The following is a 24,586-nucleotide window of genomic DNA, read 5'->3' as shown; positions in this document are numbered from 1 at the left end:
AAGAGAGTGGTTACACGATGAGACTACGCCATAAGCCGTGGGCGAAAGATTATTTGGATGAGCATGCAGGGATTGTAGTGAAAGAACCTGAAACGAAAAGCAGCCAGTGGGCAACGATTTTCGGTAATGACAATCCGGTCCATGTAGAAGTAGGAACTGGAAAAGGGCAATTTGTTTTAGGGATGGCACTAGCTAACCCAAACGTCAATTATATTGGAATCGAACATTTCGATAGCATTATCGTTTCAGCTGTTGAAAAAGTAGTAGACTCAGGGATTCCTAAAAACCTGCGCTTACTTCGCGCCAATGGAAAAGACCTAACCGCAATTTTTGAAGCAGGTGAAGTTGATCGCGTCTATTTGAACTTCTCGGATCCTTGGCCGAAAACGCGTCATGCTAAACGAAGATTGACAAACGAAGAGTTTCTGAAGTTGTATGAAGAGGTACTAGTGAGTGGAGGAGAGATGCATTTTAAGACAGACAATCGGAGTCTTTTCGAATACTCCCTTGTTTCAATCTCAGATTATGGAATGCGTTTGTTGGATGTGTCGCTCGATTTGCATGCTGAAATGCCAGAAGATAATGTCATGACGGAATACGAAGAGAAGTTCTCTGCAAAAGGGCAACCGATCTATCGTATGGAAGCAAAGTTCGCAGCAAAAGCATAATTCATACAAAGGGGATGTTTGAATGGATACATATCAATTTCACAACATGAAACTGACTTGGCTTGATGGGGGCGTCAACTATCTCGATGGGGGAACGATGTTTGGCGTTGTACCGAAAGCCATGTGGTCGAAAAAATATGCACCCGACGAAAACAACTTGATTGAATTGAGAACAGATCCGATTCTCCTACAAGTTCAAGGGAAAAACTTGTTGATTGATTCGGGAATCGGTAAAGGGAAGCTCGATGAAAAGAAAAAACGCAACTTAGGAATCCATGCAGAAACACGTGTTGAAGAAAGCCTAGCAGAACTCGGCTTACGTTTAGAAGACATTGACATGGTATTGATGACGCATTTACATAATGACCATGCGGCGGGTCTTACAGAATGGAAAAACGACCAGTTAGTTTCTGTTTTCCCGAATGCCGATATCTTCGTATCACAAATTGAATGGGATGAAATGCGGAATCCCAATATTCGTTCACGAAATACTTATTTCAAAGAGAACTGGGAAGCAATCCAAGACCAAGTAAAGCCGTTCGATAACGATACTTCACCTATACCGGGGGTCACGATGGTCCATACAGGCGGTCATAGTGATGGACATAGTATTATCCGTCTTGAGCAAAATGATGAAACGATGATCCACATGGCGGATATTATGCCAACTCATGCACACAGCAATCCATTGTGGGTTCTTGCCTTTGACGATTACCCGATGGATTCGATTTACGCAAAAGAGAAGCTCATGAAGGAAGCTAAAGAAAAAGGACATCGATTCTTTTTCTATCACGATGCCGTTTATCGGATTGTTCGTTTTGACGAAACAGGTAAAAATATCGTGGAGTCATTAGCTAGAACGCGTGAATAGACAATAAAAAGCAGAAGCCATTTGCGGCTTCTGCTTTTAAATTGCTTTTTTTACAATTAATTTTTTACAAGCTCGACAACAGTACCTGTTTTAGCGTCTGCCGCAAATTCATATTGTTCCAGAATGCCGTCTTTCATGCGAGAGACACCGCCTCTGTATACGTTCATAGAAATGACATTATTTGTGAATGGCTCTGTTTTCATAACAATCCAAGAACCGTCAATCGGACCTTCTTTTTTAAATGCATCTTTTACCGTTTTTAATACTTGCTCAGCAGGAACCGCAGAGTTCGCACGTTCTACAGCCTCTTTAACAACTAACCCTGCAGCTGCACCGGTCAAAACACCGGCTGCAAATTCTTTGAACTTCATTACGACAGCACTCCTTACTAGTCAATTTGATTAAGTGTATCATACCACTTTCTATTTGAATAAGCGAGACTACTCACTCTACTCTTTCGGGGTCCGAACTAGACCATTGGTAATTTCGACTGAATTGTTCTACAATAGTTCTCGTACATAAATTATAGTGGAGGTCATTCTAACATGAATAACGAAACTCTCAGAATGTTTAAGACGCTTACTGAATTACCAGGTGCTCCGGGTAATGAACATGCAGTTCGGAACTATTTACGCGGCGAGCTTGAAAAGTATTCAGATGAACTGATACAAGATAATCTAGGTGGTATTTTCGGTGTTCGGAAAGGACCTGAAAACAGCCCTAAGATTATGGTAGCTGGACATATGGACGAAGTCGGTTTCATGATTTCAGGCATCACTGAAAATGGAATGCTTCGCTTTCAAACACTAGGTGGCTGGTGGAACCAAGTTATGCTTGCACAGCGAGTGGAAATCATTACGGATAAAGGCGTTATTCCGGGTGTAATCGGATCCATTCCTCCACACTTATTAACCGACGCACAACGTGCCAAACCGATGGATGTTAAAAACATGCTGATCGATATCGGTGCAGATGATTTAGAAGATGCAAAACGCATCGGAATCCGTCCTGGTCAACAAGCTGTTCCGGTTTGTCCATTTACACCAATGGCAAACGAGAAAAAAATCATGGCAAAAGCTTGGGATAATCGTTATGGATGTGGATTAGCACTGGAACTTCTTAAAGAAGTGAAAGATGTTGAATTACCGAACCAACTGTTCTCAGGAGCAACTGTAATGGAAGAAGTTGGACTTCGCGGCGCTCAAACAGCAGCAAATCTAATCCAACCTGATCTATTCTTTGGACTCGATGCAAGCCCAGCAAATGATATGTCAGGAAGTAAAACAGAATTTGGTCAGCTAGGGAAAGGGACGTTATTACGTATTTTAGATCGCACAATGATTACGCATCGTGGTCTTCGTGAATTTATCCTCGATACTGCAGAGTCAAATAACATTCCATATCAGTATTTCGTTTCACAAGGCGGAACGGATGCAGGAAAAGTTCACGTTGCAAATGAGGGTGTTCCGAGTGCTGTTATTGGAATTTGCTCACGGTACATTCATACATCGGCATCCATTATTCACACGGATGATTACGCAGCAGCGAAAGAGCTCATCGTAAAACTTGTTAAAACGTGCGACAAAACAACGCTTGAAACTATTAGACAAAACGTATAATTCAATTTTAAATGCCGGATGAAACAAGCAGCCCGATTATATGGGGCTGCTTGTTTCTTGCGTAGAATTTACGGAAGAACATGTAATCAGACGCAATCTGTTGCTGACGGTTGCATGGATAAGATTGGACAGCTAAACTGAATATACTGCATGGAAATGGAGGCGAAATTGTGATCAGAAAATACATCCTCTTTCTAACGGCAGCACTTTTACTACTAGTAGTTACTGGATGCGGCCGTACGGTTGAAAAACAAAGTGACAAAGCAATGGTAGCAGCACGTGATGCATTTGAAATGAATCGCAAAAAATCTACTGAAACTTTAGATGACGTAAAGTTTTACAAACCGGTCGGTTGGAAAGTCGATATGATGAAAGAAGAACGAACAATCCTCTTCTCTAAACGTAGTCAAATATTGACTGCCGAGTTCAATCCAAATGCAAAATCAGACTCACGCGCGTATTATGAGTTATTGATGGCAGACTCGAACAAGAAGTTCATTGACCAGCAAACGTACACAGACACCGGAGTGTTCGGGTTTGCAGCTATTAGTGATCATGGTGAGTCTTCAGTTGAAGTCATTACAGGGGCAGGCCAAGCTCAAGTGACTGCAATTGTTCCAAAAGAAGATCTAACTACAACAATTGAACGTATGATGGAAATTGCACGTTCGTTACATGTCGAATCATAAAAGTGAACCAATTCATTGAGAGGTGATTACGTTGAAATCAGAACAATTAGTAGAAGAGCTGAAGAAGCGGCTTTCTTCTCACAACTTCGAATGGAAATTCGATAAAAAAGCGGATCGTATACGTTTGGAGCACAAAGAGTTGAATCGCGGAATGGATATATCATTGCCAGAAATACTTGCGAAGTACGAACTGAAAAATGATGTTGCCATTCAAGAAGTTGCTTATACCATTCAAGAAACCTTCCGGGCAATGGAGGCAGAACACCAGCAAGGGTTCGATGCAAACGCTACGATTCTTCCAGTCATCCGTTCTACATCATTTCCGAAAGAATCGAAGGCAGGTAGCCCGTTCCTTGTAAAAGCTCATACAGCAGAGACGGCAATCTACTATGCATTAGACCAAGGGAAAACCTACCGTCTAATTGATGAGAGTATGCTTGAAATACTTGGGAAGACTGAAAACGAGATTACTGAAGCAGCATTATTTAATGCCCGAAAACTACCGACAGATGTTAAAGTAGATGAAGTGGCCGACAATAAATACTATTTCTTGAACCAGAATGACGGGTATGATGCAAGTCGTATCTTAAACGCGGCATTCTTAAAGGACATGTCTTCTCGAATTAATGGACATATGACGGTATCTGTACCTCATCAGGATGTCTTGATCATTGGAGATATACAAAATGATACAGGTTATGACGTCCTCGCCCAAATGGCGATGCATTTCTTTACTACAGGAACTGTTCCAATCACGTCTTTATCGTTTTTATACAATGACGGGGAATTGGAACCTATTTTTATTATGGCTAAAAATCGTGTTGCAAGAAGAAAAGGAGAGAAAAAGAAATGAACGTCTTTACGAACAAAAATGGAGTAGGCGATGTGCTTTTCGTCCAACTAACAACAGAGCGTCCTGAACAAACTGCAATTGAATGTAAAGGTGACGTTACACTTATTAAATCCGTCGAGGATGGAAAGGCTGTAGCGTTCAACATATTCAATGCGACTCAATATGTTGGTAACCATGCAGATGGTTCTATTGAATTGACACCTAAACTTGTCGAAAAGATTCAAGGTGCTCTTGCAAAGAATGAAGTAACACTTGAATTAGATGTAGATTTCAGCCCTAAATTTGTAGTGGGCCATGTAGTTTCAAAGGAAAAGCATCCGAATGCAGACAAACTTAATATTTGCACAGTTAACGTGGGTACAGAAACGTTACAAATTGTCTGTGGGGCAGCTAATGTCGAAAGTGATCAGAAAGTAGTTGTCGCTAAAGTTGGAGCAGTTATGCCTTCAGGAATGATTATTCGCGATGCAGAGCTTCGCGGTGTTCCGTCTTCAGGGATGATCTGTTCAGCAAAAGAATTGGAACTTCCAGATGCACCTGCTGAAAAAGGAATCCTAGTATTAGCAGCAGATGCAGAAATCGGTAGTGCTTTCATAAACTAATAACATAAGTTTCAAAAACAGAGGAGCACGATCTTTCCTCTGTTTTTTTGATGAAAATTCATACATAAAAGGAAGAGTTACTAGCGAAAACGACTAGGCCACTGTACGTTTCTAGTGATTTGTTTGGAGTTTTGCACACGACTATTTGATTTTATATGCGTTTTCCTGCTAAAATAGGATGATTGAAATGAAAAGAGTGATAGAGTGAGCTGGATTAAAAAAACAATGGGTCGTTTGTTTAGCTCTGCATCTGATGAATCAGAAATAGAGCCAGCGAACGATATACAAGAGCTAGAAAAACCGCAGGAAACAAACTCGCCGCAGCGGCCGGCATTCAGATTTCCAATGATTACAGATGCTGAAATTTATGGATGGGATGAAGACTCCCAAGAACAACAACCGATAAAAAAACAACCGTCGCCTACTTCCATAGAAGAAGAACAACAACCTGAGTCAATACCATTATTTAAAAATAATAGATGGCCGGCAGAACCTTCGATTGGAGAAATTCACCGGGCAGGTGCAAAGACTAAATACAAAGAATTTCCCGAAGTTACTCAGAAAGTCTCGCCAAAATCTGTAAAACAAGTTGAGCGTAAAACAGAAATTGTGAAGCAACGAACGAACAAACCATTTAAACCTACTGAAGTGCCTTCACCTGTCTATGGGTTCTCCAAACCCAAGAAAACTTCTGTAAATGTAGAACATGAACTATCAACTAAATCTGAAGAACAACGGGTAAACAAACAACGTCCGCCAACAAATCTTTTCTTGCCAGACGAAATATTGCCGTCAGGAAGAAATCTTTTTGCGAGTTCTGAAGAACAGAAGACAACTGAACCAACTGTTGATTCTACAACTGACTACGTGCTGGAACAGCGGGATACAAGTAGTGAAGATAGTAGAATGCCTGCTTTAGAAGAAGAACGTGTAGAACCAGAAACAACCAACTCTGAGGAGCAACAGTTACTCGTTAATCCAACACCACCTATCATGGATTCTCATGTCGTGGAGAGTGTAGTAGAAGAACGAATTACTGAGCGTGTACAAGTAGCGGTGTTAGACTATGAGGAACCTACTGAAGAACAGATAATTGAAGTGTCGGATGCAACTCTACTAACCGAAACGGATGAAGTAAATGTGCCTGAAAAAGAACAACAGTCCGAACTTTTCGAGGAAACGATTCCCTCAACTGAGCAACCAGAAAAACGTCAAGAAAAAATCATGCCTTTTAACGTAGTTATGCTGAAAACTGACAAACAAAAGCACCAATTACGCACGATGGCTAATGCGAATACAGAAACACCGTCACGTGTAGAAAACAACGTGCTTCCGACTGTTGCTAAACCTGAAGTCGTAGTACGTCCAAATGTACAATCGACACACCAAATGCCTATCCAGAAAAAGATGACGCCACAGCAGGCAGAACCTGTTCAACAGACGTCTTTGCCTGAAGTCATTTCTGTACAGCCTGAACCTGAAGAAGAAGTGTTACCGCATTACGTTTTCCCGTCTATTGAGGACCTGGTTCCTCCTGAGGCACAGCAGGAAGACACCGAGTGGCTAACATCTCAATCAGAGAAACTAGTCGAAGCACTTTCTCATTTCGCAGTAGAGGCAGAAATTTTGGAGGCAGTACAAGGACCAACAGTAACCCGTTTTGAATTGACAGTAGGTTTCGGCACAAAAGTAAGTAAAGTGAGGAACCTTACGGACGATCTTAAGTTAGCGCTAGCTGCTGAAGACATTCGGATACAAGCACCTATTCCGGGTACAAGTTCGATCGGAATAGAAATTCCAAACCGCACGACGAGACCAGTACGAATTTCCGAAGTTATCAATACGGAAAGATTCTCAAGCTCTGACTCACCACTTGAAGCGGTGCTCGGATTGAGCCTAACAGGTGAACCGGTAACGATCGATTTGCGCAAGATGCCCCATGGAATGATTGCTGGCGCAACGGGTTCAGGTAAATCGGTGTGCATTAATTCCATCCTCATAAGTCTCTTGTACAAAGCATCCCCAGTGGAGCTTAAAATGATGCTGATCGATCCTAAGATGGTGGAACTTGCTCCATACAATGGGATTCCGCATTTGATCACTCCAGTGATTACAGATGTCAAGGCTGCTACAGCTGCTCTCAAGTGGGCAGTGGAGGAGATGGAACGACGCTATGAGTTATTCGCTCATGCAGGTGCACGGAATATTGAACGCTACAACGAAATGGCAGAAGCGAATCGCCAATTTTCACAGAAGATGCCTTACTTACTCCTTGTCATCGATGAGTTGGCTGACTTGATGATGGTTGCTCCTAATGATGTGGAAGTCTCTATCAGTCGGATTGCTCAAAAAGCTAGAGCTTGTGGCATTCATCTAATTATTGCCACACAACGTCCATCTGTGGATGTCATCACTGGTATTATCAAAGCAAATATTCCAACTCGGATTGCATTTTCTGTATCATCGCAAATCGATTCCCGTACGATTATCGATAGCGCTGGAGCGGAACGACTTCTCGGTAGGGGAGATATGCTCTATGTGGGGAATGGTCAATCTTCTTCAATTCGCTTACAAGGCACGTTTGTTACGGATGATGAAATTGAACGGATTATTGAGCATGTAAAGAGCGAAGCCTCGCCAGAATATCTATTTGGCCAGGAAGATTTACTTGCGGCAGTTGTAGAAGAAGAAGAAACGGACCCTTTGTTTAAACAAGCTTGTTCTTTCATTATTGAACAGGGAAGCGCCTCAACTTCACTTATGCAACGTCATTTCAGTATCGGATACAATCGGGCAGCGAAGATCATGGATCGTATGGAAGCTCATGGATTCATCTCTGAACAACGCGGAAGTCGATCGCGAGATGTCTATTTGACAGAAACAGACTTAGAGTCATTTCTGAATCCCGATTCGGAAGCATAGGATTAAATATATGAATGAAGAACTTACATGGAAAAGATAGATTTTAGGGAACAAGCTGCTCCCAGGAGGTTGCACAATGACGAAATATCACTTTACAGGCATAAAAGGATCAGGAATGAGTTCGCTAGCTCAAATCCTTCATGATTCATCAAAAGAAGTTCAAGGGTCGGATGTAGAAAAGTACTTCTTTACAGAAGAACCTCTTCATGCACGTTCTATTCAAGTTCTACCCTTCAGTGAAGATAACATTACTGAAGGACTTACTGTCATCGCTGGAAATGCTTTCCCGGATAGTCATCCAGAACTAGTGAAGGCGAACGAATTAGGGCTCGAAGTTATTCGATATCACGACTTTTTAGCAGAATATATGAAGCAATTCGTTTCAGTTGCAGTTACCGGTACTCACGGAAAAACATCGACAACGGGTCTGCTCGCGCATGTGCTATCTGGCTATGCACCGATTTCTTACTTAATTGGTGATGGTACAGGTAAAGGCGTGGAAGACAGCGATTATTTCGCCTTTGAATCGTGCGAATACAAGCGTCACTTTTTAGCGTACGATCCGGATTACGCAATCATTACTAACATTGATTTTGATCATCCAGATTATTTCAGTGATATGGCAGATGTCTTAAATGCATTCGGAGAAATGGCATTGAATGTCAAGAAGGCTATTATCGCTTGCGGAGACGATCCCAATTGTTTAACAATCCAAGCGAATGTGCCGGTAGTTTTATACGGCCTTGGTGAAGGGAATGACTTCAGTGCATCCAACATTGTGAAATCTGCTGAAGGTACGTCCTTTGATGTTTATGTACGCAACGAATTCTATCATTCGTTTACGATCCCAATGCCTGGCGATCATGCCATTAATAATGCATTAGCGGTTATTACTTTGTGTCAGTATGAAGGGCTAGATCCTGAAGTTGTAGAAGAACGGTTACGAACGTTTACAGGCGTGAAACGTAGGTTTACTGAAATCAAAACAGATGATGGCATTCTAATTGACGATTATGCACATCATCCAACTGAAATTCGTGCAACACTTCAGTCCGCTAGACAAAAGTATCCTAATCGTGAAATTGTAGCGATTTTCCAACCCCATACGTTTACACGCACGGCTGCGTTACTTGATGAATTCGCAGAGAGTCTCGCTCAGGCGGACCAAGTATATCTCTGTGACATATTTGGATCAGCACGTGAAAAGACGGGAAGCTTAACCGTCAATGATCTTGCTGAAAAAATTCCAGGCTCTATCCATTTGACGCTAGAAGCTATTGAAGTGTTGGATGGCCATGAGGAAGCAGTCTTCTTGTTCATGGGAGCTGGGGATGTCCAAAAGTATTTAAGAGCTTATCAACAACATATTGCAGATAAGAAAACGGTCTGATTCTAGTGAATCAGGCTGTTTTCTTTTTTTGTTGGAATCTTATTAGATTAAAGAGGATATCCTGACTACTTGTCGAAAAGAGAATTATGTTCAAAGTTTAGCTTGGTTAGCGATAGGGTAAAAGTACTCATAAGCGTAAGTAGACAGGGAGGAGTCAATGGCTTCAATCTGTTGTACATACAAGCCATGCGTTGAAAGATAGTTTTTTCTATGAAAAGCTAACAAGCATTTCAACGGAAGATGAACTTCTTAGTTCTACTAAAACTCAAGTGTCATTATTTTAAGGAGGAGATTGCATGAGCAACAACTATTCAAACACAAAACAAAGTAATGAGATCGATCCGAATGGAATGTATGAAAATTCGTACGGGGAACCTTCACAATTACCGATGAACTACAATTACTTCCCGACTGATACGGATCGTTTTTATGAAGAAGATACTTCTGGTTCAGGAAGTTTCTTAATGGGCGCGCTTGTAGGAGGAGTTATTGGTGCTGCAGCTGCATTATTCCTGGCTCCTAAAACAGGTAAAGAGATGCGTGAAGATTTCTCAACGCAAGCAGTACAAATTAAAAATAAGAGCATCGAGTTAAGTTCAACTGCAAAAGATAAGGCAGTCGACCTAACTTCAACTGCAAAAGATAAAGCAACAGACCTTTCTTCTACCGCTAAAGAGAAAGCGGCCCAATTATCTGTAGTAGCCAAAGAAAAAACAGGTGAACTTAAGAAAAATGTACAAGAGCAAACTGAAAATGTAACAGGCAAAGTTAAATCTATGTCTGCGAAATCGACAGTACCGATGGATGATGGTACGGCATCTTCAGAAGGTGAAGAACCTATCGTCAACAAAGATGGAACTGCTACAAAAAAGTCTGAAGGTAAAGCAGACCTTAGCAATCAGTCTACAAAGAATAGTAGTGTTTCTTACGATAACAGCGATAATAAAGGCAAAGATAAAAACATTAACCAAAATGCAGTATCTGACGAGAAACCTAAGAATAACTAATCGAAAAAGAGCCATTCAGCAATCGCTGAATGGCTCTTTTTAAGTTGTCAAAATCTCTAATTGATCTCCACCGAATAACTGATCATAAAATTGAATCGGTTCGCTATTACGCAAGAGTTTGAAGGATGTGGTTGTACCAGTCGGTAATTGATAATCTACAAAAGCAAAGACGTCGCTGAATGTAATAGGTTGTCTCGTCAATGGCGTGATCATTAACTTATCTTCCTCTGTAACACGAGCTGTGGATTCCACAGCTTGATCATTTATCTTAACTGAAAAGCGTGGCTTTGTAATCGTCACTTGCGTACTGTTGAAAGAAACCGTCAATTGTTCGGTTAGTTGTACGTCCAGGTCTCTTGCGATATCTGAGACAGTCGTAATTGTTTCTTGTTCACAAGTGATGCGATCGAAAGCATATAAGGTAGACGTAAGTGCAATCGGAATTCCGTTACGCATATAGACAGGTGGTTGTTGTTTAAGATGAACCGTTTTGCCATTTAACACGACCGATTGTAGAGAGGGCTGATGATCAGTATCCCGTTTAGCTACTAGTAGCGCCTCACGAAGTGTTATGGGATTGCGAACTATTATTTCATCCCGATCTTCGATAGATATTTGAAGAGAACCGGGTTCATTGTTTATAAGCACTTCCGTTTTCAATTCAACTGACTGATCGTCAATGTAAACGGTCATCGATTCAGATTCCAAATCAATGACATCTGAAATTAATGCGTGAGCAGATTTTCCGTCCGCACCTAATAGTAGTTCTATGGAGTCGCCGTTAAGAATGCGATCTTTCGTACTGACAATTCTATCATTCATCGTAATCGTAGAAGGAGTCCCGTGGCTACCAGGTAATGTGATATCTTGTCCGTTTAACTTGAAACATAGAGCAAGGCCAGGTTTCCCGTAAAGCTGACGTGCTTTAATACCTGCAGCAAGCAATGCATCTCCCACTGTCATTTCCTTTAGCTCGAATAGCCGAATGATTTTATCATTAACAGTAACCGACATATACTGAATCGGCGCACGTTTGGCTGCTATTGCGATGCCGATAGGTGTAACTAGTGCTGGAGAGGATACTATGTGATCTGCTAGCGTGACTTCTGTGAGCGCATCGAGCCCACGCACTGCAACTCGTTGCAAAGGAAGGTTTAACGCTATGCTCAGCTTCTTAGGGAGCTCAGGAGTCATGCTACCTCCTCCAACCAACATAACGGCTTGTGGTGATTGGTTATTCAACAGCTTAATTTCATCTGCAATGGCTTCTGCAAGACGGTCCGTTGTCGCTGTGATAGAATTGACTATATCGACAGTAGGAATTTGTTGTTCGAATCCTAATATATCAGACACTGTAACAGACTCCTCATCGTTAAGGGAGCGTTTGACGCGCTCGGCTTCTGGGAAATCGAGCAAATATGTGGAACTTAATGCTTCCGTTACTTCGTCACCTGCTATCGGAACCATTCCGAATGCCGAGACGGTATTATTATTTGTAATTGCAATATCCGAAGTGCCTGCACCGATGTCGACTAACGCAACATTCAACCGTCGCATAGACTGTGGTATGAGGACGTTGATGGCTGCAATCGGCTCAAGTGTCAAAGCTTCCATTTCGAGATCAGCTCTCTTTAGCGCTGATAGGAGCGATTCGACAACGACTCGTGGCAAGAACGTTGCGATAACCTCAACACTTGCAGAACGACCAGTTTGGTCAATCAAACTACCGATTTCCTCTTCATCGATTAAATAATGCAATACAGAATATCCAACACAATAGTACTGATTATCTGAAGTGACGGCGTCTGAAGATAGCAACTCTTGTTGTGCTTTTTGTACTGCACCAAGCTCCAACCGATTAATGTCTTCTATGTTGATTAACGCGTGTTCAGTTATATCTACTGACATTTTTCCTGTTGCAGTTTTTAACGCCCGACCCGCAGCGGCGACACTAACCTTTTTCAGAGGACCGTGGCGTTCTTCAAGCAATGTTTTCATTTCTTCTATTACGGTAGCCACACTGACAATATTATGTATTTGTCCGTCAATCATGGAGCGCTCTTTATGTTCCATTACTTCAAGGTCAACGACATGGTACCCAGTGCTGACTTCTTCTAATATAATTCCGACAACGGAACGAGTTCCGATATCTAAGGCAAATAAAGACGCCATACTAGTACCTCCTTTGAACTTCCGATATATTATATATGACAATTTTGCAAAATAGCGTGACTTTTCAACCGAGGTTCATTATACTAGGTCTATTATTATAAAATGTACCATACATTCTCCGATGCGAAAAGGGAATGCTATGAATGGGGAGGAGAATGATTATGCGCCAAAATGAGTTAGAAGGACTTCGGTCTCAGGTAACTGAGCTGAACGTTAAAATGTTAGATCTCATTAACGATCGAATGGCTGTAGTGCAGGAAATTGGTAAAGTTAAAGAAAAACAAGGTGTTAATCGTTACGATCCGGTTCGAGAGAGAGAGATGCTAGATCTCTTGAAAGACGCGAACAAAGGACCCATTTCAAATGGTATTCTCGAACAAGTATTCAAGGGTATTTTCATGTCAGGACTTGAAATTCAAGAAGATGAACAACGGAATGCACTTCTAGTTTCACGTAAGCGAAAAGCTGAAGATACTATCGTTGATGTCAATGGAGAAAAAATCGGAGATGGAACACCAACATTTGTTTTCGGTCCATGTGCGGTTGAGTCGTATGAGCAAGTATTAGCAGTGGCAAAATCCATTAAGGCTAAAGGGTTAACGATGATGCGAGGTGGTGCATATAAGCCACGTACATCGCCATATGACTTCCAGGGATTAGGATTGGAAGGATTGAAGATTCTAAAGCGTGTTTCTGATGAGACAGGCCTGTCAATTGTGACAGAAATCATTACACCTTCTCACTTGGAAGAAGCGCTAGACTATATAGATGTTATCCAAATCGGTGCACGTAACATGCAAAACTTCGAGCTTCTTAAGGAAGCAGGGAAGGCCAACAAACCAGTTCTTTTGAAGCGTGGATTAGCAGCGACAATTGATGAATTCATTCATGCTGCTGAGTACATCATGTCAAAAGGGAACACGCAAATCATGCTTTGTGAGCGAGGCATCCGGACATACGAGCGTGCGACTCGCAATACCTTGGATATTTCAGCGGTTCCAATCTTGAAGCAAGAGACACACCTTCCTGTATTTGTGGATGTAACGCATTCTACTGGTAGAAAAGATCTCTTAATTCCAACGGCGAAGGCAGCAATTGCTGTTGGCGCAGATGGTGTTATGGCTGAAGTACATCCAGATCCAGCGGTAGCATTGTCGGATTCGGCTCAACAAATGAATATCGAGCAATTCGACGAGTTCTACCAAGAAATGCAACGTTTCATGAATACACACCAAATTGTATAATTTTTCGCCGGAGCTTCCATGGCTCCGGCGTTTTGGTATAATAAGAACGAAAGATAATAATAGACAGAGAAAGGGGAGGTCAGTATGGCGGTAACAATTTATGACGTGGCTCGAGAAGCGAACGTCTCAATGGCTACTGTATCACGTGTGGTCAATGGAAATCCCAACGTGAAACCAGCAACACGTAAGAAGGTAACAGCATGCATTGAACGGCTCGGCTATCGGCCTAATGCCGTAGCGCGCGGCCTCGCCAGCAGAAAAACGACGACTGTTGGTGTCATTGTTCCCGATATTTCAAAAAGCTACTATGCAGAGCTTTCTAGAGGGATTGCAGACGTTGCGACGATGTATGAATACAATATCATCCTTTCAAATTCGGACAAGCGTCCTTTACGTGAAATGGAGCTTATTGAGGATCATCTAGGCAAGCAAGTAGATGGAATGATATTTATGAGTGACTCAATTTCGGATGATGTGCGTAAGGAAATGAAATCTGCAAACGTTCCCATTGTATTGGCAGGAACAATCGACTCAGAGCTTGATTTTCCAACTGTCAATATCGAGAACAAAGAAGCAGCATTTGCAGCAGTGAATGAATTGATTGCCAATGATCATAAGCGCATTGCGTTCATTTCAGGTCCTTTCAGCCGAGACATTAATCGTCTTTCAAAGAAGACAGGTTACGAGGAAGCGATGGCGGAAGCGGGATTGGCCATTCCAGCTGGGTATATTATTGAAACTGATAATACATACGATGACGCATACGAAGTATGGAATCGTTTTAAGAAACTAGCTGAACCTCCAACAGCAATTTTTGCAGGGAATGATGAAATCGCTGTTGGATTAATGAATGGAATCCGTGACGCAGGTCTAACTGTTCCGGGTGACATCGAGTTAATTTGTTTCCAACATTCAATATTGGCACGCGCTGTGCGCCCTCAGTTAACAGCAATCCGCGTCCCTTTATATGATTTAGGAGCGGTCTCCATGCGTTTATTAACGAAGTTGATGAATGGTGAAGAGGTTGACCAGAAGCAGGTCGTCTTGCCCTATCAACTGGAGCAACGTGACTCAATTAAAGCTAAGTAAATACGAGAATGTGAAAACAACAAGCAGAAGGCGATTTGGCCGCTTTGCTTGTTGTTTTTTTATGGAAAAGATTCATCTTTAGTTATCGCGACTCTTGCTCACTGCGTATGTAATGAAGTGAACGTTCCATCACCTGTGCATTTTTTTCTTCGATTTCTGCTTTTCTAGGAATGGGTTTGTACAAAGGAATAGGATCATCCCACGATTCAATCAGCGGAACAGGGGATTCAGGTTGCCAGCGATTGAGCCATTCTTTAGGAAGGGGTCCAGTTGGTGCCGGAAGCTTTTTCATGGCATACCAAATGTGTGACCAAGCACGTGGCACCACTCGCCAAATATCATAACCACCGCCACCTACAGCAATCCAACGGCCATCACAATATTCGTCTGCAAGTTCTCTAGCAATCCTGGGTATCTCTTTGAAGATTTCCATTGTCCCATATAAATGGGTAAGTGGATCGAAATAGTGTGCATCCGCACCGTTCTGTGTCAGAATGACATCCGGTTTAAACCATTCCACAATTTCACGGAAAGCGGTTTCATAAATCTCCAAAAAGGATTCGTCCTCTGTAAATGCATCAATAGGAAAGTTAAACGACGTGCCGTAGCCTTTTCCATTCCCGCGTTCAGTTACATGTCCAGTTCCGGGAAACAGGTAGCGCCCAGTTTCATGTATAGACATCGTACAAACGTCAGGGTCATCATAGAATGTCCACTGCACACCGTCACCATGATGCGCATCGGTATCGATATAAAGGACACGTGCGTTGTAATTACGTTGCAAATAACGAATAGCTACTGAGCTATCATTATATACACAAAATCCAGAGGCTTTACCTTGAAATCCATGATGGAGTCCTCCACCAAGATTGAGTGCATAACGAGTGCGGTTTTGCATCACTTCATCTACAGCGGTTAACGTACCGCCAACAAGCATCGCGCTTGCTTCATGCATGTTAGGAAAAATGGGAGTGTCTTCAGTACCGATTCCGTAAAGGCTACCAACTTCCGGTCCAACTTCTCCTTTACTTGCCTTCTTGACCATTTCGATGAATTTAGGTTCGTGAACGAGTAATAATTCCTCGTCTGTCGCAATACGTGGAGGGATAATATCCGTATCCTTGATTGCATGCATGCTTTTCAAGAGATCCATCGTCAACACAATCCGTTTCTGATTAAACGGATGTGTATCTGAAAACGAGTAGCCAAGCTGTTCTTCAGAAAATATGAAAACGGCATCTTTTTTCATACTTCTTTTCCTGGGAAGTTTGGCCAGAGTACGTCAAATCCACGCCCTTTTAGTCCTTCAATAATGGCAATCGGGTTCATCGTCTTAAGTCGAATGACAAGAATTTTATTGGCTTCATTCTCCTTGTCAGGATAAACTAGAACGCTGAGGACATTTGTTTGGAACTCATTGAAGACTTTTGAAATTTCATACAAGATACCAGGAATATTCGGTACGCGTACTTCAATTTGAGAACCAGGTTGATGGGCTCCCGTAAGCTCGATGTACTTATACAGTAAATCAGTCTGTGTAATGATACCGATTAGCTGCTGATTGGAAACGATAGGGAGACATCCAATCTGGTTATGATAGAATACGAGCGCTGATTCTTCAACAAAGTCCATTGGATGGCCCGTTATGGGGTTTTTAACCATACAGTCTGAGAGAGCCATATTATAAATTTCAGAGACTTTCCCAGAATCCTGATACCCATAAGGTATAATTTCTTTCAAATCCCGATCCGTAATAATCCCGACAAGCTGAGTGTTAGAGTCAACGATAGGTAAGTGCCGAATTCGACGTGTTTTCATTAGTTCCGCTGCATCTTTTACAGTATGATCTGGTGTTAACGTAATTACTTCAGTTTGCATGATTTCTTCGATTAACATAAATTCCCTTCTTTCTCAATACAGAAATCTGTTTTTGAATCGTAAGCTATCAAATTGTTGCACATCTTTCTGTTCAATTCGACTCCCGATACGAGCCATTAAACAATTAGCTGGATGTGAACAAATTTCAGGGTCATCTGTCGCATAGTACTCTAGGCCACCGTGTTGCATCATTTTCTCCATGATTTTACGGTATTCCCATACATTTAGCTTGGTCTGTTTCAAATCCCAATGCCAATAATATTCCGTTGTGATGACAATGTAGTCTTCCATTGCATCATCCATCATAGATACTTCTAATAGCGCTTTTCCTACACCACCGCCACGGAACTTTGCAATGACTTCTATAGCACCAAGTTCAATTAGATTTTCCATACTCCCTTCAGACCAACGTTCCAATGGATCTGGATAAAGGTAGGTAACATATCCGACAATCTGGTCTCGGTCACGAACGACAATAATGCGTCCTTCAGGTAATTTTGAAATTCCGACGAGTGCTTTGTGTTGCTGTTCAGGTGGTCTGAATGCCACTAAACCTTCATGAAATGAATAACTTTCTAAATCTGACGTACGAATGGGACCTTCTATAATAAGGTCTCCATTTTTATGCTTCAGTTCCAAAGCATTATACGTTTTTACATGTTCCAACCAATTCACCGCCTTCTACTGATAATCCCTCTGTTTACAGTATACATGAAAGATATGCGTTTTTTGATCGAATTTCTTACAAAATCCTGAACTGTCGGAAAAATATTATTTGTTTGCTAATTCAAGAGTCATTCAGGTAGAATAAAAGTGTTAGTACATATTTAAGGAGGTTATGTTATGGTTTTAAAAACAATTCCAGCTTTACAAACGGACTATCAAATGCAGGACTATGACAAATTGGCAGCATCTTTCGATTGGAAAGAAGCTGAGAAATCCTTTAGTTGGTACGAGACTGGGAAAGTAAATATTGCACATGAAGCAGTAGATCGACATGCTGATTCGTTCCGCAGAAACAAAGTTGCGCTCTACTATAGAGATGGTACTCGTAAAGAATCCTATACATTTGGGGATCTGAAAAAGTACTCTAATAAAGCAGCCAATGTACTGAGAAATTGTTCGACATTGGAAAAAGGTGATCGAATCTTCGTGTTCATGCCACGATCTCCGGAACTCTACTTTGCGCTTCTTGGAGCATTGAAAATTGGTGCAATTGTTGGACCATTATTCGAAGCTTTCATGGAAGGTGCAGTATATGATCGCTTGGATGATAGCGATGCGAAAGCAATCGTGACCACTCCGGAATTGGTAGACAGAATCCCGGTAGATCGATTGCCCAACCTAGAAACTGTATTCGTCGTAGGGGACGATGTGACAGAAGAGGGGAAGATTATTAGTTTCAACAAACACTTTGAGAAAGCATCGAAAGATTTTGAAGTAGAGTGGTTAGAGCGTGAATCACCTACACTGTTACACTATACATCGGGTTCCACTGGGAAACCTAAAGGAGTTTTGCACGTACAAGAAGCGATGGTACAACAGCTTCAAACTGCAAAATGGGTATTGGATCTCAGGGAAGAAGACGTTTTCTGGTGTACAGCTGACCCAGGATGGGTAACGGGTACGGCTTATGGTATTTTTGGGCCCTTATTAGCAGGAACAACAAACCTAATTGTCGGTGGACGTTTCTCTACAGATAGTTGGTATGGAGCAATTGAAGAATATGGTGTTTCAGTATGGTACAGTGCACCGACAGCATTCCGTATGTTAATGGGTGCAGGCAATGCAGCAATGGAAGAACATGATCTCTCATCTCTCCGCCATATCTTGTCAGTTGGAGAACCGTTGAATCCTGAAGTTGTTCGTTGGGGAATGGAAACATTCAAAATGCGTATTCACGATACATGGTGGATGACGGAAACTGGAGCACAAATGATTTGTAACTTCGGTTCGCTTCCATTGAAACCTGGATCGATGGGTAAGCCTGTTCCAGGGATTGAAGCAGCAATTGTGGACGACCAAGGAAACGTACTTCCTCCGAATCGTATGGGGAACTTAGCATTGAAAAAAGGTTGGCCAGCTATGATGAGAGCTATCTGGAATAATCCTGAAAAGTACGATTCGTATTTCTTGAACGGTGAATGGTACGTCTCAGGTGACTCAGCTTATATGGACGAGGAGGGATACTTCTTCTTCCAAGGTCGTGTCGATGATGTCATTATGACAAGTGGAGAGCGTGTAGGTCCATTTGAAATTGAAAGCAAATTGTTGGAGCATCCAGCTATCGTTGAAGCCGGAGTCATTGGAAAGCCTGATCCGGTTCGTGGAGAAATTATAAAAGCGTTCATCGCTCTTCATGATGGATATGAGCCGACAGACGAACTAAAGGAGGAAATTCGTCAATTCGTGAAAAAAGAGCTAGCAGGACATGCAGCTCCAAGAGAAATAGAATTCAAAGACAAACTTCCGAAAACGAGAAGTGGTAAAATCATGAGACGCGTGCTAAAAGCATGGGAGCTCGACTTGCCGACAGGCGATTTGTCTACGATGGAAGACTAATAACAAAAAGAAAGCTGAGCAGTTCCCAAATTGGGAACTGCTCAGCTTTTAAAATTAAGATATTCTATCAAGAGAAAGGCGAGAAGATGCGCTTACTCGCCGTCTGAATCTCCATCACCGTCGCCACCGCTAGCAGGAGGTTTCGGTTTACCGTCGCCACCTCCACTAGCAGGGGGGGTTGGTTTACCATCTCCACCGCTAGCAGGCGGTTTCGGTTTACCATCGCCACTACCACTAGCAGGAGGCTTCGGTTTACCATCGCCATTACCACTAGTAGGTGGTTTTGGTTTCTCTGTTGTTGAGCCTGGTGGTGTCGCTGAACTGTCTCCTTCAGTTTCTCCTGAACCTGTTTCTGGTGCAGCCGGCTTTTCTGGTTCAGGTGTAGCGACAACGGTAGTTACTGCATTAGACGATGCTGAAGTTAGGCCTGTTATATCAACAGCTCGCACGGTATACGTACCACTTCCGATAGAGAAGGAGAGAGACTGTCCATCACGTATTGTTCCTACACGTGTACCACCATTATAGACGTAGTATCCAATGACATCATTGGAAGGTGACGAATTCCATGTCATTACGGATCCATTTTGAGAAGCTGTTACACCCGCAGGTGCTACACTGTCAGCGGGGAAGACAGCACCCGAAACGACACGGGACGCAAAGCCTGAACTAGCTGGGAACAACTTCGATGCATCCCCACCAAATGGTCCAAGCATCCGTTTGATGAATGCTTCATTGACACCTGTTCCACCAGCAGAGATAAACTCTGAAGGCGTTGAAGGTAATGCAGCATAGCGTGTACCTTTAACAGAAACAGAAGCCGATGAGATTATACTGTCGTCAGCTTTGTTTGGGAGCATCACATTTGCATTAAAGAGATCTGAACGAACCAAACCTGCAGCAGAACACGCAGCTGAAGGTGCAAGGCCTGAAATTCCACAGAACGATCGACTTACAACTCCTTTAGGTTGTTGGAATCGGGCTTCTTTTCCTACAGTTTCAGGACGAATTTTATTGACGGCATTTAATAGCTGCGCATATAGCGTCGTTGTACGTGTATTGGTTGTCCCAAACTGGGCATTCCCTGGTCCTTGAAGAGACAACGTTTGGTATTTATATCCCAGCCAAACGCCAAGTGAGATATTAGGGTTGTATCCAACTAACCAAGCATCACTATACGAGTCAGTTGTTCCTGTTTTTGCAGCGATATCTAAGTTGAAGTTCAACTGGTTCTTCATATTCTTTGCAGTACCAGAAGAAGCGACATCCCGTAGCATATCCGAAATAATATAAGCAGTTTGTTCACTAAATACTTGAACGGGTTCAGCCTTATGCTGATAAATAACCTTACCAGAGCTATCCTCAATCTTTTCGACGATATAAGGCTTAATATGTTGGCCTCCATTTGCTAATGTTGCAAAGGCACCAGTATTCTCTTGGACTGTTGCTCCATTTGCTAGTCCACCAACAGCAGCTGATAAGTTTTCGTAGTCATTTGCTTCAAGATTTGTGTAACCCATCTTATCAAGAAATTCTGCAGGTCGACGATCTACAAATTGTTTGTATAACCGAATGGTCGCTAAGTTTTGTGAACTCTCTAGCGCTTGACGAGCTGGAATAATCCCAAGTTCCTGATTGGCTAAGAAGTTTACTGGATTCCATTTGCCAACATGGAATTTCACGTCAACAACGGGACTACCTGCTCCGATATAGCCATATTCTATAGCGGGTGCATAAACTAACAAAGGCTTAATAGTTGAACCTGGTTGGCGTTGTGTTTGAGTAGAATGATTGCTGGCTTCTAGTTCATGATCTCGACCGCCAACAAATGCCAGAACTTTACCTGTCTTATTATCAATTAAACTAGCACCTACTTGAGCAGGTAACTTTTCAGTCGTTTTCTCGCCTGTTTTTTTGTCAGTTACCGTTTGTGTGTAGGTATAGCCGTATTGTGTATAACTTTCAGCTACATCGTTTAAAGCATTATACAAAGGCATGTCTACTGTAGAATAAATACGGAATCCATCATTTCTCATGGAACGTTCAGCCAGAATATTATACTTTTCTTTTAATTTTTTATCTTCTACTAAACGATCTGCGTCGATTCCGTCTTTTTCAGCGAGTATATTTGCCAAAATGGCAATCGTGTTTCTCTGAATATCATCTGTTAAGTACTCATCACGGCTCTTCGGTGGTTGCGCTGCCGTTCTGAAATCTTTTGTGACGTCGTACGCAACTGCTTCGTTATATTCTTTCTCAGAAATATACTCTGTTTCCTTCATTCGGAATAGAACGGTCTTCATGCGATTAATGCCGGGTTTTAATCCAGCTTCATCTTTTAATCCGGTCTTTCCGTTATAAAATGGTGTATACGCAAAGGGAGCCTGTGGAATTCCAGCGATATAAGCAGCTTGCGCCAAATTCAATTCTTTGGCAGTCTTATTAAATATTCCTTCAGCTGCTGCTTCAATACCAGCAACGTTTCCACCGTTTGAATTACGTCCGTATGGAATAATATTTAAATAAGCTTCTAGAATTTCTTCCTTTGACATGAAGTGTTCCAATCGCATAGCAAGAAGGAGTTCCTTTGCTTTGCGCTCATATGATATTTCGTTCGTCAAAATTTGGTTTTTAATGAGCTGTTGAGTGAGCGTAGATCCACCAGTTTGACTATCTGAGTTGGTCACGTCTTGGAAAAGTCCGCGGAAGACCGCTTTAGGGACAATTCCTTTATGGGCATTAAAGTATTCGTCTTCTGTTGCGTACACGGCATTGATAACATATGGAGAGACATCTTCTAATTTGACCTCTTTCCGATCAATATCCGAGCGTACTTTTCTTAAATACTTCCCATTCGCGTAGATTTCAGATGTTTCTTCATAGCTGAAAATCTGATCGCGCATTTCTTGTTTGGAACGTAGTGGTTCCTTTTCAACAAGGGAGGCAAAATAACCTGCTCCGACAGATGCGCCAAATACCGTTAATGTCAAACCGATAACTAAGAAAAGCAAGAATAGATTCCAAACTACGCTTGAGGCGATTCGGGTATTTGTTGCCCATTTGGTTTTCTTGATCGCTTCGAATTTATGTTCAAGTTCTTCAACACGTTTTTTGTCTTGTTTAGTCAATTCGTTCCCTCCTAAAAATCTTATTAATTATAGCATATTGTAGCAGGAGTTGACTGAATTTGTTTGACAAATTTCCAATTTCGACTACAATATGATGTAGTTACTCTTCACAGTGAAGAAGCCACAGTAGTGGCAGGCAATCCGTCTAGAGAGGCAGCGTTTGGTGAAAGCTGCTCGGAACCCTGTTTACGAATTACAGCTTTGGAGTGTTGCGCGGATAGCGGCGTTATTGCTTATAAAGCGGAGACTTTTGTCTCAAGCTGGGTGGTACCGCGCTTACTTTTACAATTAGCGTCCCTGCATGATCTTATTTGAGATCGTGTGGGGATTTTTTGTGTTTGTGAGACGAAAATCGAAGGAGGAAGTTATATGACAACAACTTTATTAGAAGATTTAAAATGGAGAGGCCTGCTTTACCAACAAACCGATGAAAAGGGAATGGAAAAGCTTCTAGATGAACAAAAAGTATCACTTTATTGCGGTGTCGATCCGACAGCAGATAGCATGCATATCGGACATATTGTGCCATTACTTACACTTCGTCGATTCCAACTTCATGGACATCGCCCGATTCTACTAATCGGAGGTGCAACGGGTATGATTGGGGATCCTTCATTCCGTGCCGACGAACGCCAACTTCAAACTGAAGCGCAAGTAGATGAAAACGTAAAGTGTTTGAAAGTTCAACTTGAACGCCTATTCGATTTCGCAGATGAAAACGGCGCACGTCTTGTTAACAACAAAGATTGGATGGGGCCGATGAGTGCCATCGGTTTCTTGCGTGACTACGGAAAACTATTGAATGTGAATTACATGTTAGGAAAAGAAAACGTAGCGTCTCGCTTAGAAACAGGTCTATCGTTTACTGAATTTACCTACATGCTTATCCAAGGAATCGATTTCAATCACTTATACAATCATTACGGCTGCCGCGTACAAATTGGAGGTTCAGATCAGTGGGGCAACATTACGACTGGGCTTGAAATTATCCGCAAAACGCATGAGGAAGAAACAAAAGCTTTCGGAATTACCATTCCACTTGTCACGAAATCTGATGGCACGAAGTTCGGCAAAACTGCAGGTGGCGCTGTATGGTTAGATGCTAAAAAGACATCTCCATATGAGTTCTACCAATTCTGGATCAATGCAGCAGATGCCGATGTTGTTCACTACTTGAAAATTTTCACTTTCCTAGATCGCTCAGAAATTGAGGAACTTGAATGCTCAGTTGCGGATGAGCCTCATTTACGGAAAGCACAGAAAACGCTTGCTGAAGAAATGACGCGTCTCATACACGGTCAAGATTCGTTGGAACAAGCCATCCGAATTTCAGCTGCACTATTCAGTGGTGATTTGAAGAAATTGACTACTTCTGAAATGAAGGATGCTTTTAAGGATGTTCCTACATTTGAAATGGAAAAAGCCGATCACAATATCGTCGACCTACTAGTAGAAGCTAAAATTTCCCCGTCGAAACGACAGTCGCGTGAGGATGTAACAAACGGAGCAATCTCGTTGAATGGCGACAAAGTTACTGATACTGCACACGTTGTTAACGCAGAAAACCGTTTGGAAGACGCGTTCACAATTGTACGTAGAGGTAAGAAGAAGTATACAATGATCCTATTCAAGTAAGTTAAATTGGTCGCAGAGAGAAGGAGAGTAACTCCTTCTCTCTGTTTTTTTGTTGAGAATGATGAGTATAGGCGGGGAGTGAGCACTAGGATTGGGGCGTGCTCATAAACATGGGAAGTGCTCAGAAATACGGGGAATCGCTCATAAACTTGAGTATGTGATCATAAATGTAGAAAATCGCTCATAGACATGGGAAAGTGATCATAAATCTAGAAAACCGCTCATAAGATTAGAAAAGTGATCATAAACCTCAGAAA

Annotated in this window: 19 protein-coding genes and 1 other annotated feature; of the genes, 13 read left to right on the top strand and 6 right to left on the bottom strand. The window is 42.0% G+C overall.

The window, feature by feature from the left end; translation table 11 throughout:
• Positions 1-17: 17 nt before the first annotated feature.
• On the top strand, positions 18-668 hold the full coding sequence (trmB, locus tag ACRPI0_RS09320) for a tRNA (guanosine(46)-N7)-methyltransferase TrmB (protein WP_432352289.1): 651 nt from the start codon (positions 18-20) through the stop codon (positions 666-668).
• Between the two features lie 22 nt (positions 669-690).
• Entirely contained in the window at positions 691-1,539 is an 849-nt protein-coding gene (locus ACRPI0_RS09315; protein WP_432352287.1) for a YtnP family quorum-quenching lactonase, read from the top strand.
• A 56-nt stretch (positions 1,540-1,595) separates the two neighbouring features.
• Here ACRPI0_RS09315 and ACRPI0_RS09310 read toward each other — a convergent pair whose 3' ends face one another.
• Entirely contained in the window at positions 1,596-1,910 is a 315-nt protein-coding gene (locus ACRPI0_RS09310; RefSeq protein WP_432352285.1) for a PepSY domain-containing protein, read from the bottom strand.
• A gap of 174 nt (positions 1,911-2,084) precedes the next feature.
• Here ACRPI0_RS09310 and ACRPI0_RS09305 point away from each other — a divergent pair, with 174 nt between their 5' ends.
• The 7 genes from ACRPI0_RS09305 to ACRPI0_RS09275 all read left to right on the top strand — a co-directional run bounded on the left by ACRPI0_RS09305 (position 2,085) and on the right by ACRPI0_RS09275 (position 10,621).
• A complete protein-coding gene (locus tag ACRPI0_RS09305; RefSeq protein WP_432352283.1) occupies positions 2,085-3,158 on the top strand; it encodes a M42 family metallopeptidase in 1,074 nt (357 codons plus the stop codon).
• Between the two features lie 170 nt (positions 3,159-3,328).
• Complete coding sequence (locus ACRPI0_RS09300; RefSeq protein WP_432352281.1) at positions 3,329-3,847, top strand: hypothetical protein; 519 nt, start codon at positions 3,329-3,331, stop codon at positions 3,845-3,847.
• A gap of 31 nt (positions 3,848-3,878) precedes the next feature.
• Positions 3,879-4,700, top strand: a complete 822-nt coding sequence (locus tag ACRPI0_RS09295) for a DUF1444 family protein (protein WP_432352279.1) — start codon at positions 3,879-3,881, stop codon at positions 4,698-4,700.
• A complete protein-coding gene (ytpR, locus tag ACRPI0_RS09290; RefSeq protein WP_432352277.1) occupies positions 4,697-5,302 on the top strand; it encodes a YtpR family tRNA-binding protein in 606 nt (201 codons plus the stop codon). Before ACRPI0_RS09295 ends, ytpR begins: the two co-directional genes overlap by 4 nt.
• Positions 5,303-5,506: 204 nt before the next feature.
• Positions 5,507-8,224 carry a DNA translocase FtsK gene (locus ACRPI0_RS09285; RefSeq protein ID WP_432352275.1) on the top strand — a complete coding sequence of 906 codons (2,718 nt, stop codon included), beginning with the start codon at positions 5,507-5,509 and terminating at the stop codon, positions 8,222-8,224.
• A gap of 76 nt (positions 8,225-8,300) precedes the next feature.
• Complete coding sequence (gene murC / locus ACRPI0_RS09280) at positions 8,301-9,614, top strand: UDP-N-acetylmuramate--L-alanine ligase (RefSeq protein WP_432352273.1); 1,314 nt, start codon at positions 8,301-8,303, stop codon at positions 9,612-9,614.
• A gap of 296 nt (positions 9,615-9,910) precedes the next feature.
• Positions 9,911-10,621 (top strand): YtxH domain-containing protein, encoded by a 711-nt coding sequence (locus ACRPI0_RS09275; RefSeq protein ID WP_432352271.1) that lies wholly within the window; start codon positions 9,911-9,913, stop codon positions 10,619-10,621.
• 39 nt (positions 10,622-10,660) lie between these two features.
• Here ACRPI0_RS09275 and ACRPI0_RS09270 read toward each other — a convergent pair whose 3' ends face one another.
• Complete coding sequence (locus tag ACRPI0_RS09270; RefSeq protein ID WP_432352269.1) at positions 10,661-12,793, bottom strand: cell division protein FtsA; 2,133 nt, start codon at positions 12,791-12,793, stop codon at positions 10,661-10,663.
• Between the two features lie 161 nt (positions 12,794-12,954).
• Here ACRPI0_RS09270 and ACRPI0_RS09265 point away from each other — a divergent pair, with 161 nt between their 5' ends.
• Positions 12,955-14,037 carry a bifunctional 3-deoxy-7-phosphoheptulonate synthase/chorismate mutase gene (locus tag ACRPI0_RS09265; protein ID WP_432352267.1) on the top strand — a complete coding sequence of 361 codons (1,083 nt, stop codon included), beginning with the start codon at positions 12,955-12,957 and terminating at the stop codon, positions 14,035-14,037.
• Between the two features lie 84 nt (positions 14,038-14,121).
• Complete coding sequence (gene ccpA, locus ACRPI0_RS09260; RefSeq protein WP_432352265.1) at positions 14,122-15,126, top strand: catabolite control protein A; 1,005 nt, start codon at positions 14,122-14,124, stop codon at positions 15,124-15,126.
• Positions 15,127-15,208: 82 nt separating this feature from the next.
• On the opposite strand, the gene ACRPI0_RS09255 is transcribed toward ccpA, so the two are convergent.
• From ACRPI0_RS09255 to ACRPI0_RS09245, 3 genes are read right to left on the bottom strand one after another with little or no spacing between them, the layout of a single operon-like run.
• Positions 15,209-16,375: an acetoin utilization protein AcuC gene (locus ACRPI0_RS09255; protein WP_432352263.1), complete on the bottom strand. Its 1,167-nt coding sequence runs from the start codon at positions 16,373-16,375 to the stop codon at positions 15,209-15,211.
• Positions 16,372-17,022, bottom strand: coding sequence for an acetoin utilization AcuB family protein (locus tag ACRPI0_RS09250; RefSeq protein WP_432352261.1), 651 nt, complete (start codon positions 17,020-17,022; stop codon positions 16,372-16,374). Before ACRPI0_RS09250 ends, ACRPI0_RS09255 begins: the two co-directional genes overlap by 4 nt.
• A gap of 15 nt (positions 17,023-17,037) precedes the next feature.
• Positions 17,038-17,670, bottom strand: coding sequence for a GNAT family N-acetyltransferase (locus ACRPI0_RS09245; protein ID WP_432352259.1), 633 nt, complete (start codon positions 17,668-17,670; stop codon positions 17,038-17,040).
• Between the two features lie 219 nt (positions 17,671-17,889).
• Between ACRPI0_RS09245 and acsA the strand changes: the two genes are divergently transcribed.
• Positions 17,890-19,566 (top strand): acetate--CoA ligase, encoded by a 1,677-nt coding sequence (gene acsA, locus ACRPI0_RS09240; RefSeq protein WP_432355920.1) that lies wholly within the window; start codon positions 17,890-17,892, stop codon positions 19,564-19,566.
• A 92-nt stretch (positions 19,567-19,658) separates the two neighbouring features.
• Here the strand turns inward: acsA and ACRPI0_RS09235 are convergent, their stop codons facing one another.
• Complete coding sequence (locus tag ACRPI0_RS09235) at positions 19,659-22,694, bottom strand: transglycosylase domain-containing protein (RefSeq protein ID WP_432352258.1); 3,036 nt, start codon at positions 22,692-22,694, stop codon at positions 19,659-19,661.
• 103 nt (positions 22,695-22,797) lie between these two features.
• Positions 22,798-22,996 (top strand) — a binding site (T-box leader).
• A gap of 67 nt (positions 22,997-23,063) precedes the next feature.
• Here ACRPI0_RS09235 and tyrS point away from each other — a divergent pair.
• Positions 23,064-24,329 (top strand): tyrosine--tRNA ligase, encoded by a 1,266-nt coding sequence (gene tyrS, locus ACRPI0_RS09230; RefSeq protein WP_432352256.1) that lies wholly within the window; start codon positions 23,064-23,066, stop codon positions 24,327-24,329.
• The last annotated feature ends 257 nt before the right edge of the window (positions 24,330-24,586 follow it).

Source organism: Sporosarcina sp. A2 (assembly GCF_050858885.1).
In the GTDB taxonomy this organism is placed as follows: Bacteria; Bacillota; Bacilli; order Bacillales_A; family Planococcaceae; genus Sporosarcina.
The sequence above is the reverse complement of the archived record's forward strand: the minus strand, read 5'-3'. Positions and strand labels throughout refer to the sequence as shown.

Excerpts from the sequence above, each read along its gene's own strand:
- trmB (WP_432352289.1), top strand. The coding sequence starts at position 18 with ATGAGACTACGCCATAAGCCGTGGGCGAAAGATTATTTGGATGAGCAT.
- ACRPI0_RS09310 (WP_432352285.1), bottom strand. The coding sequence starts at position 1,910 with ATGAAGTTCAAAGAATTTGCAGCCGGTGTTTTGACCGGTGCAGCTGCA.
- ACRPI0_RS09255 (WP_432352263.1), bottom strand. The coding sequence starts at position 16,375 with ATGAAAAAAGATGCCGTTTTCATATTTTCTGAAGAACAGCTTGGCTAC.
- ACRPI0_RS09315 (WP_432352287.1), top strand. The coding sequence starts at position 691 with ATGGATACATATCAATTTCACAACATGAAACTGACTTGGCTTGATGGG.
- ccpA (WP_432352265.1), top strand. The coding sequence starts at position 14,122 with ATGGCGGTAACAATTTATGACGTGGCTCGAGAAGCGAACGTCTCAATG.
- ytpR (WP_432352277.1), top strand. The coding sequence starts at position 4,697 with ATGAACGTCTTTACGAACAAAAATGGAGTAGGCGATGTGCTTTTCGTC.
- ACRPI0_RS09275 (WP_432352271.1), top strand. The coding sequence starts at position 9,911 with ATGAGCAACAACTATTCAAACACAAAACAAAGTAATGAGATCGATCCG.
- ACRPI0_RS09250 (WP_432352261.1), bottom strand. The coding sequence starts at position 17,022 with ATGTTAATCGAAGAAATCATGCAAACTGAAGTAATTACGTTAACACCA.
- ACRPI0_RS09305 (WP_432352283.1), top strand. The coding sequence starts at position 2,085 with ATGAATAACGAAACTCTCAGAATGTTTAAGACGCTTACTGAATTACCA.
- murC (WP_432352273.1), top strand. The coding sequence starts at position 8,301 with ATGACGAAATATCACTTTACAGGCATAAAAGGATCAGGAATGAGTTCG.
- ACRPI0_RS09265 (WP_432352267.1), top strand. The coding sequence starts at position 12,955 with ATGCGCCAAAATGAGTTAGAAGGACTTCGGTCTCAGGTAACTGAGCTG.
- acsA (WP_432355920.1), top strand. The coding sequence starts at position 17,890 with ATGCAGGACTATGACAAATTGGCAGCATCTTTCGATTGGAAAGAAGCT.
- tyrS (WP_432352256.1), top strand. The coding sequence starts at position 23,064 with ATGACAACAACTTTATTAGAAGATTTAAAATGGAGAGGCCTGCTTTAC.
- ACRPI0_RS09270 (WP_432352269.1), bottom strand. The coding sequence starts at position 12,793 with ATGGCGTCTTTATTTGCCTTAGATATCGGAACTCGTTCCGTTGTCGGA.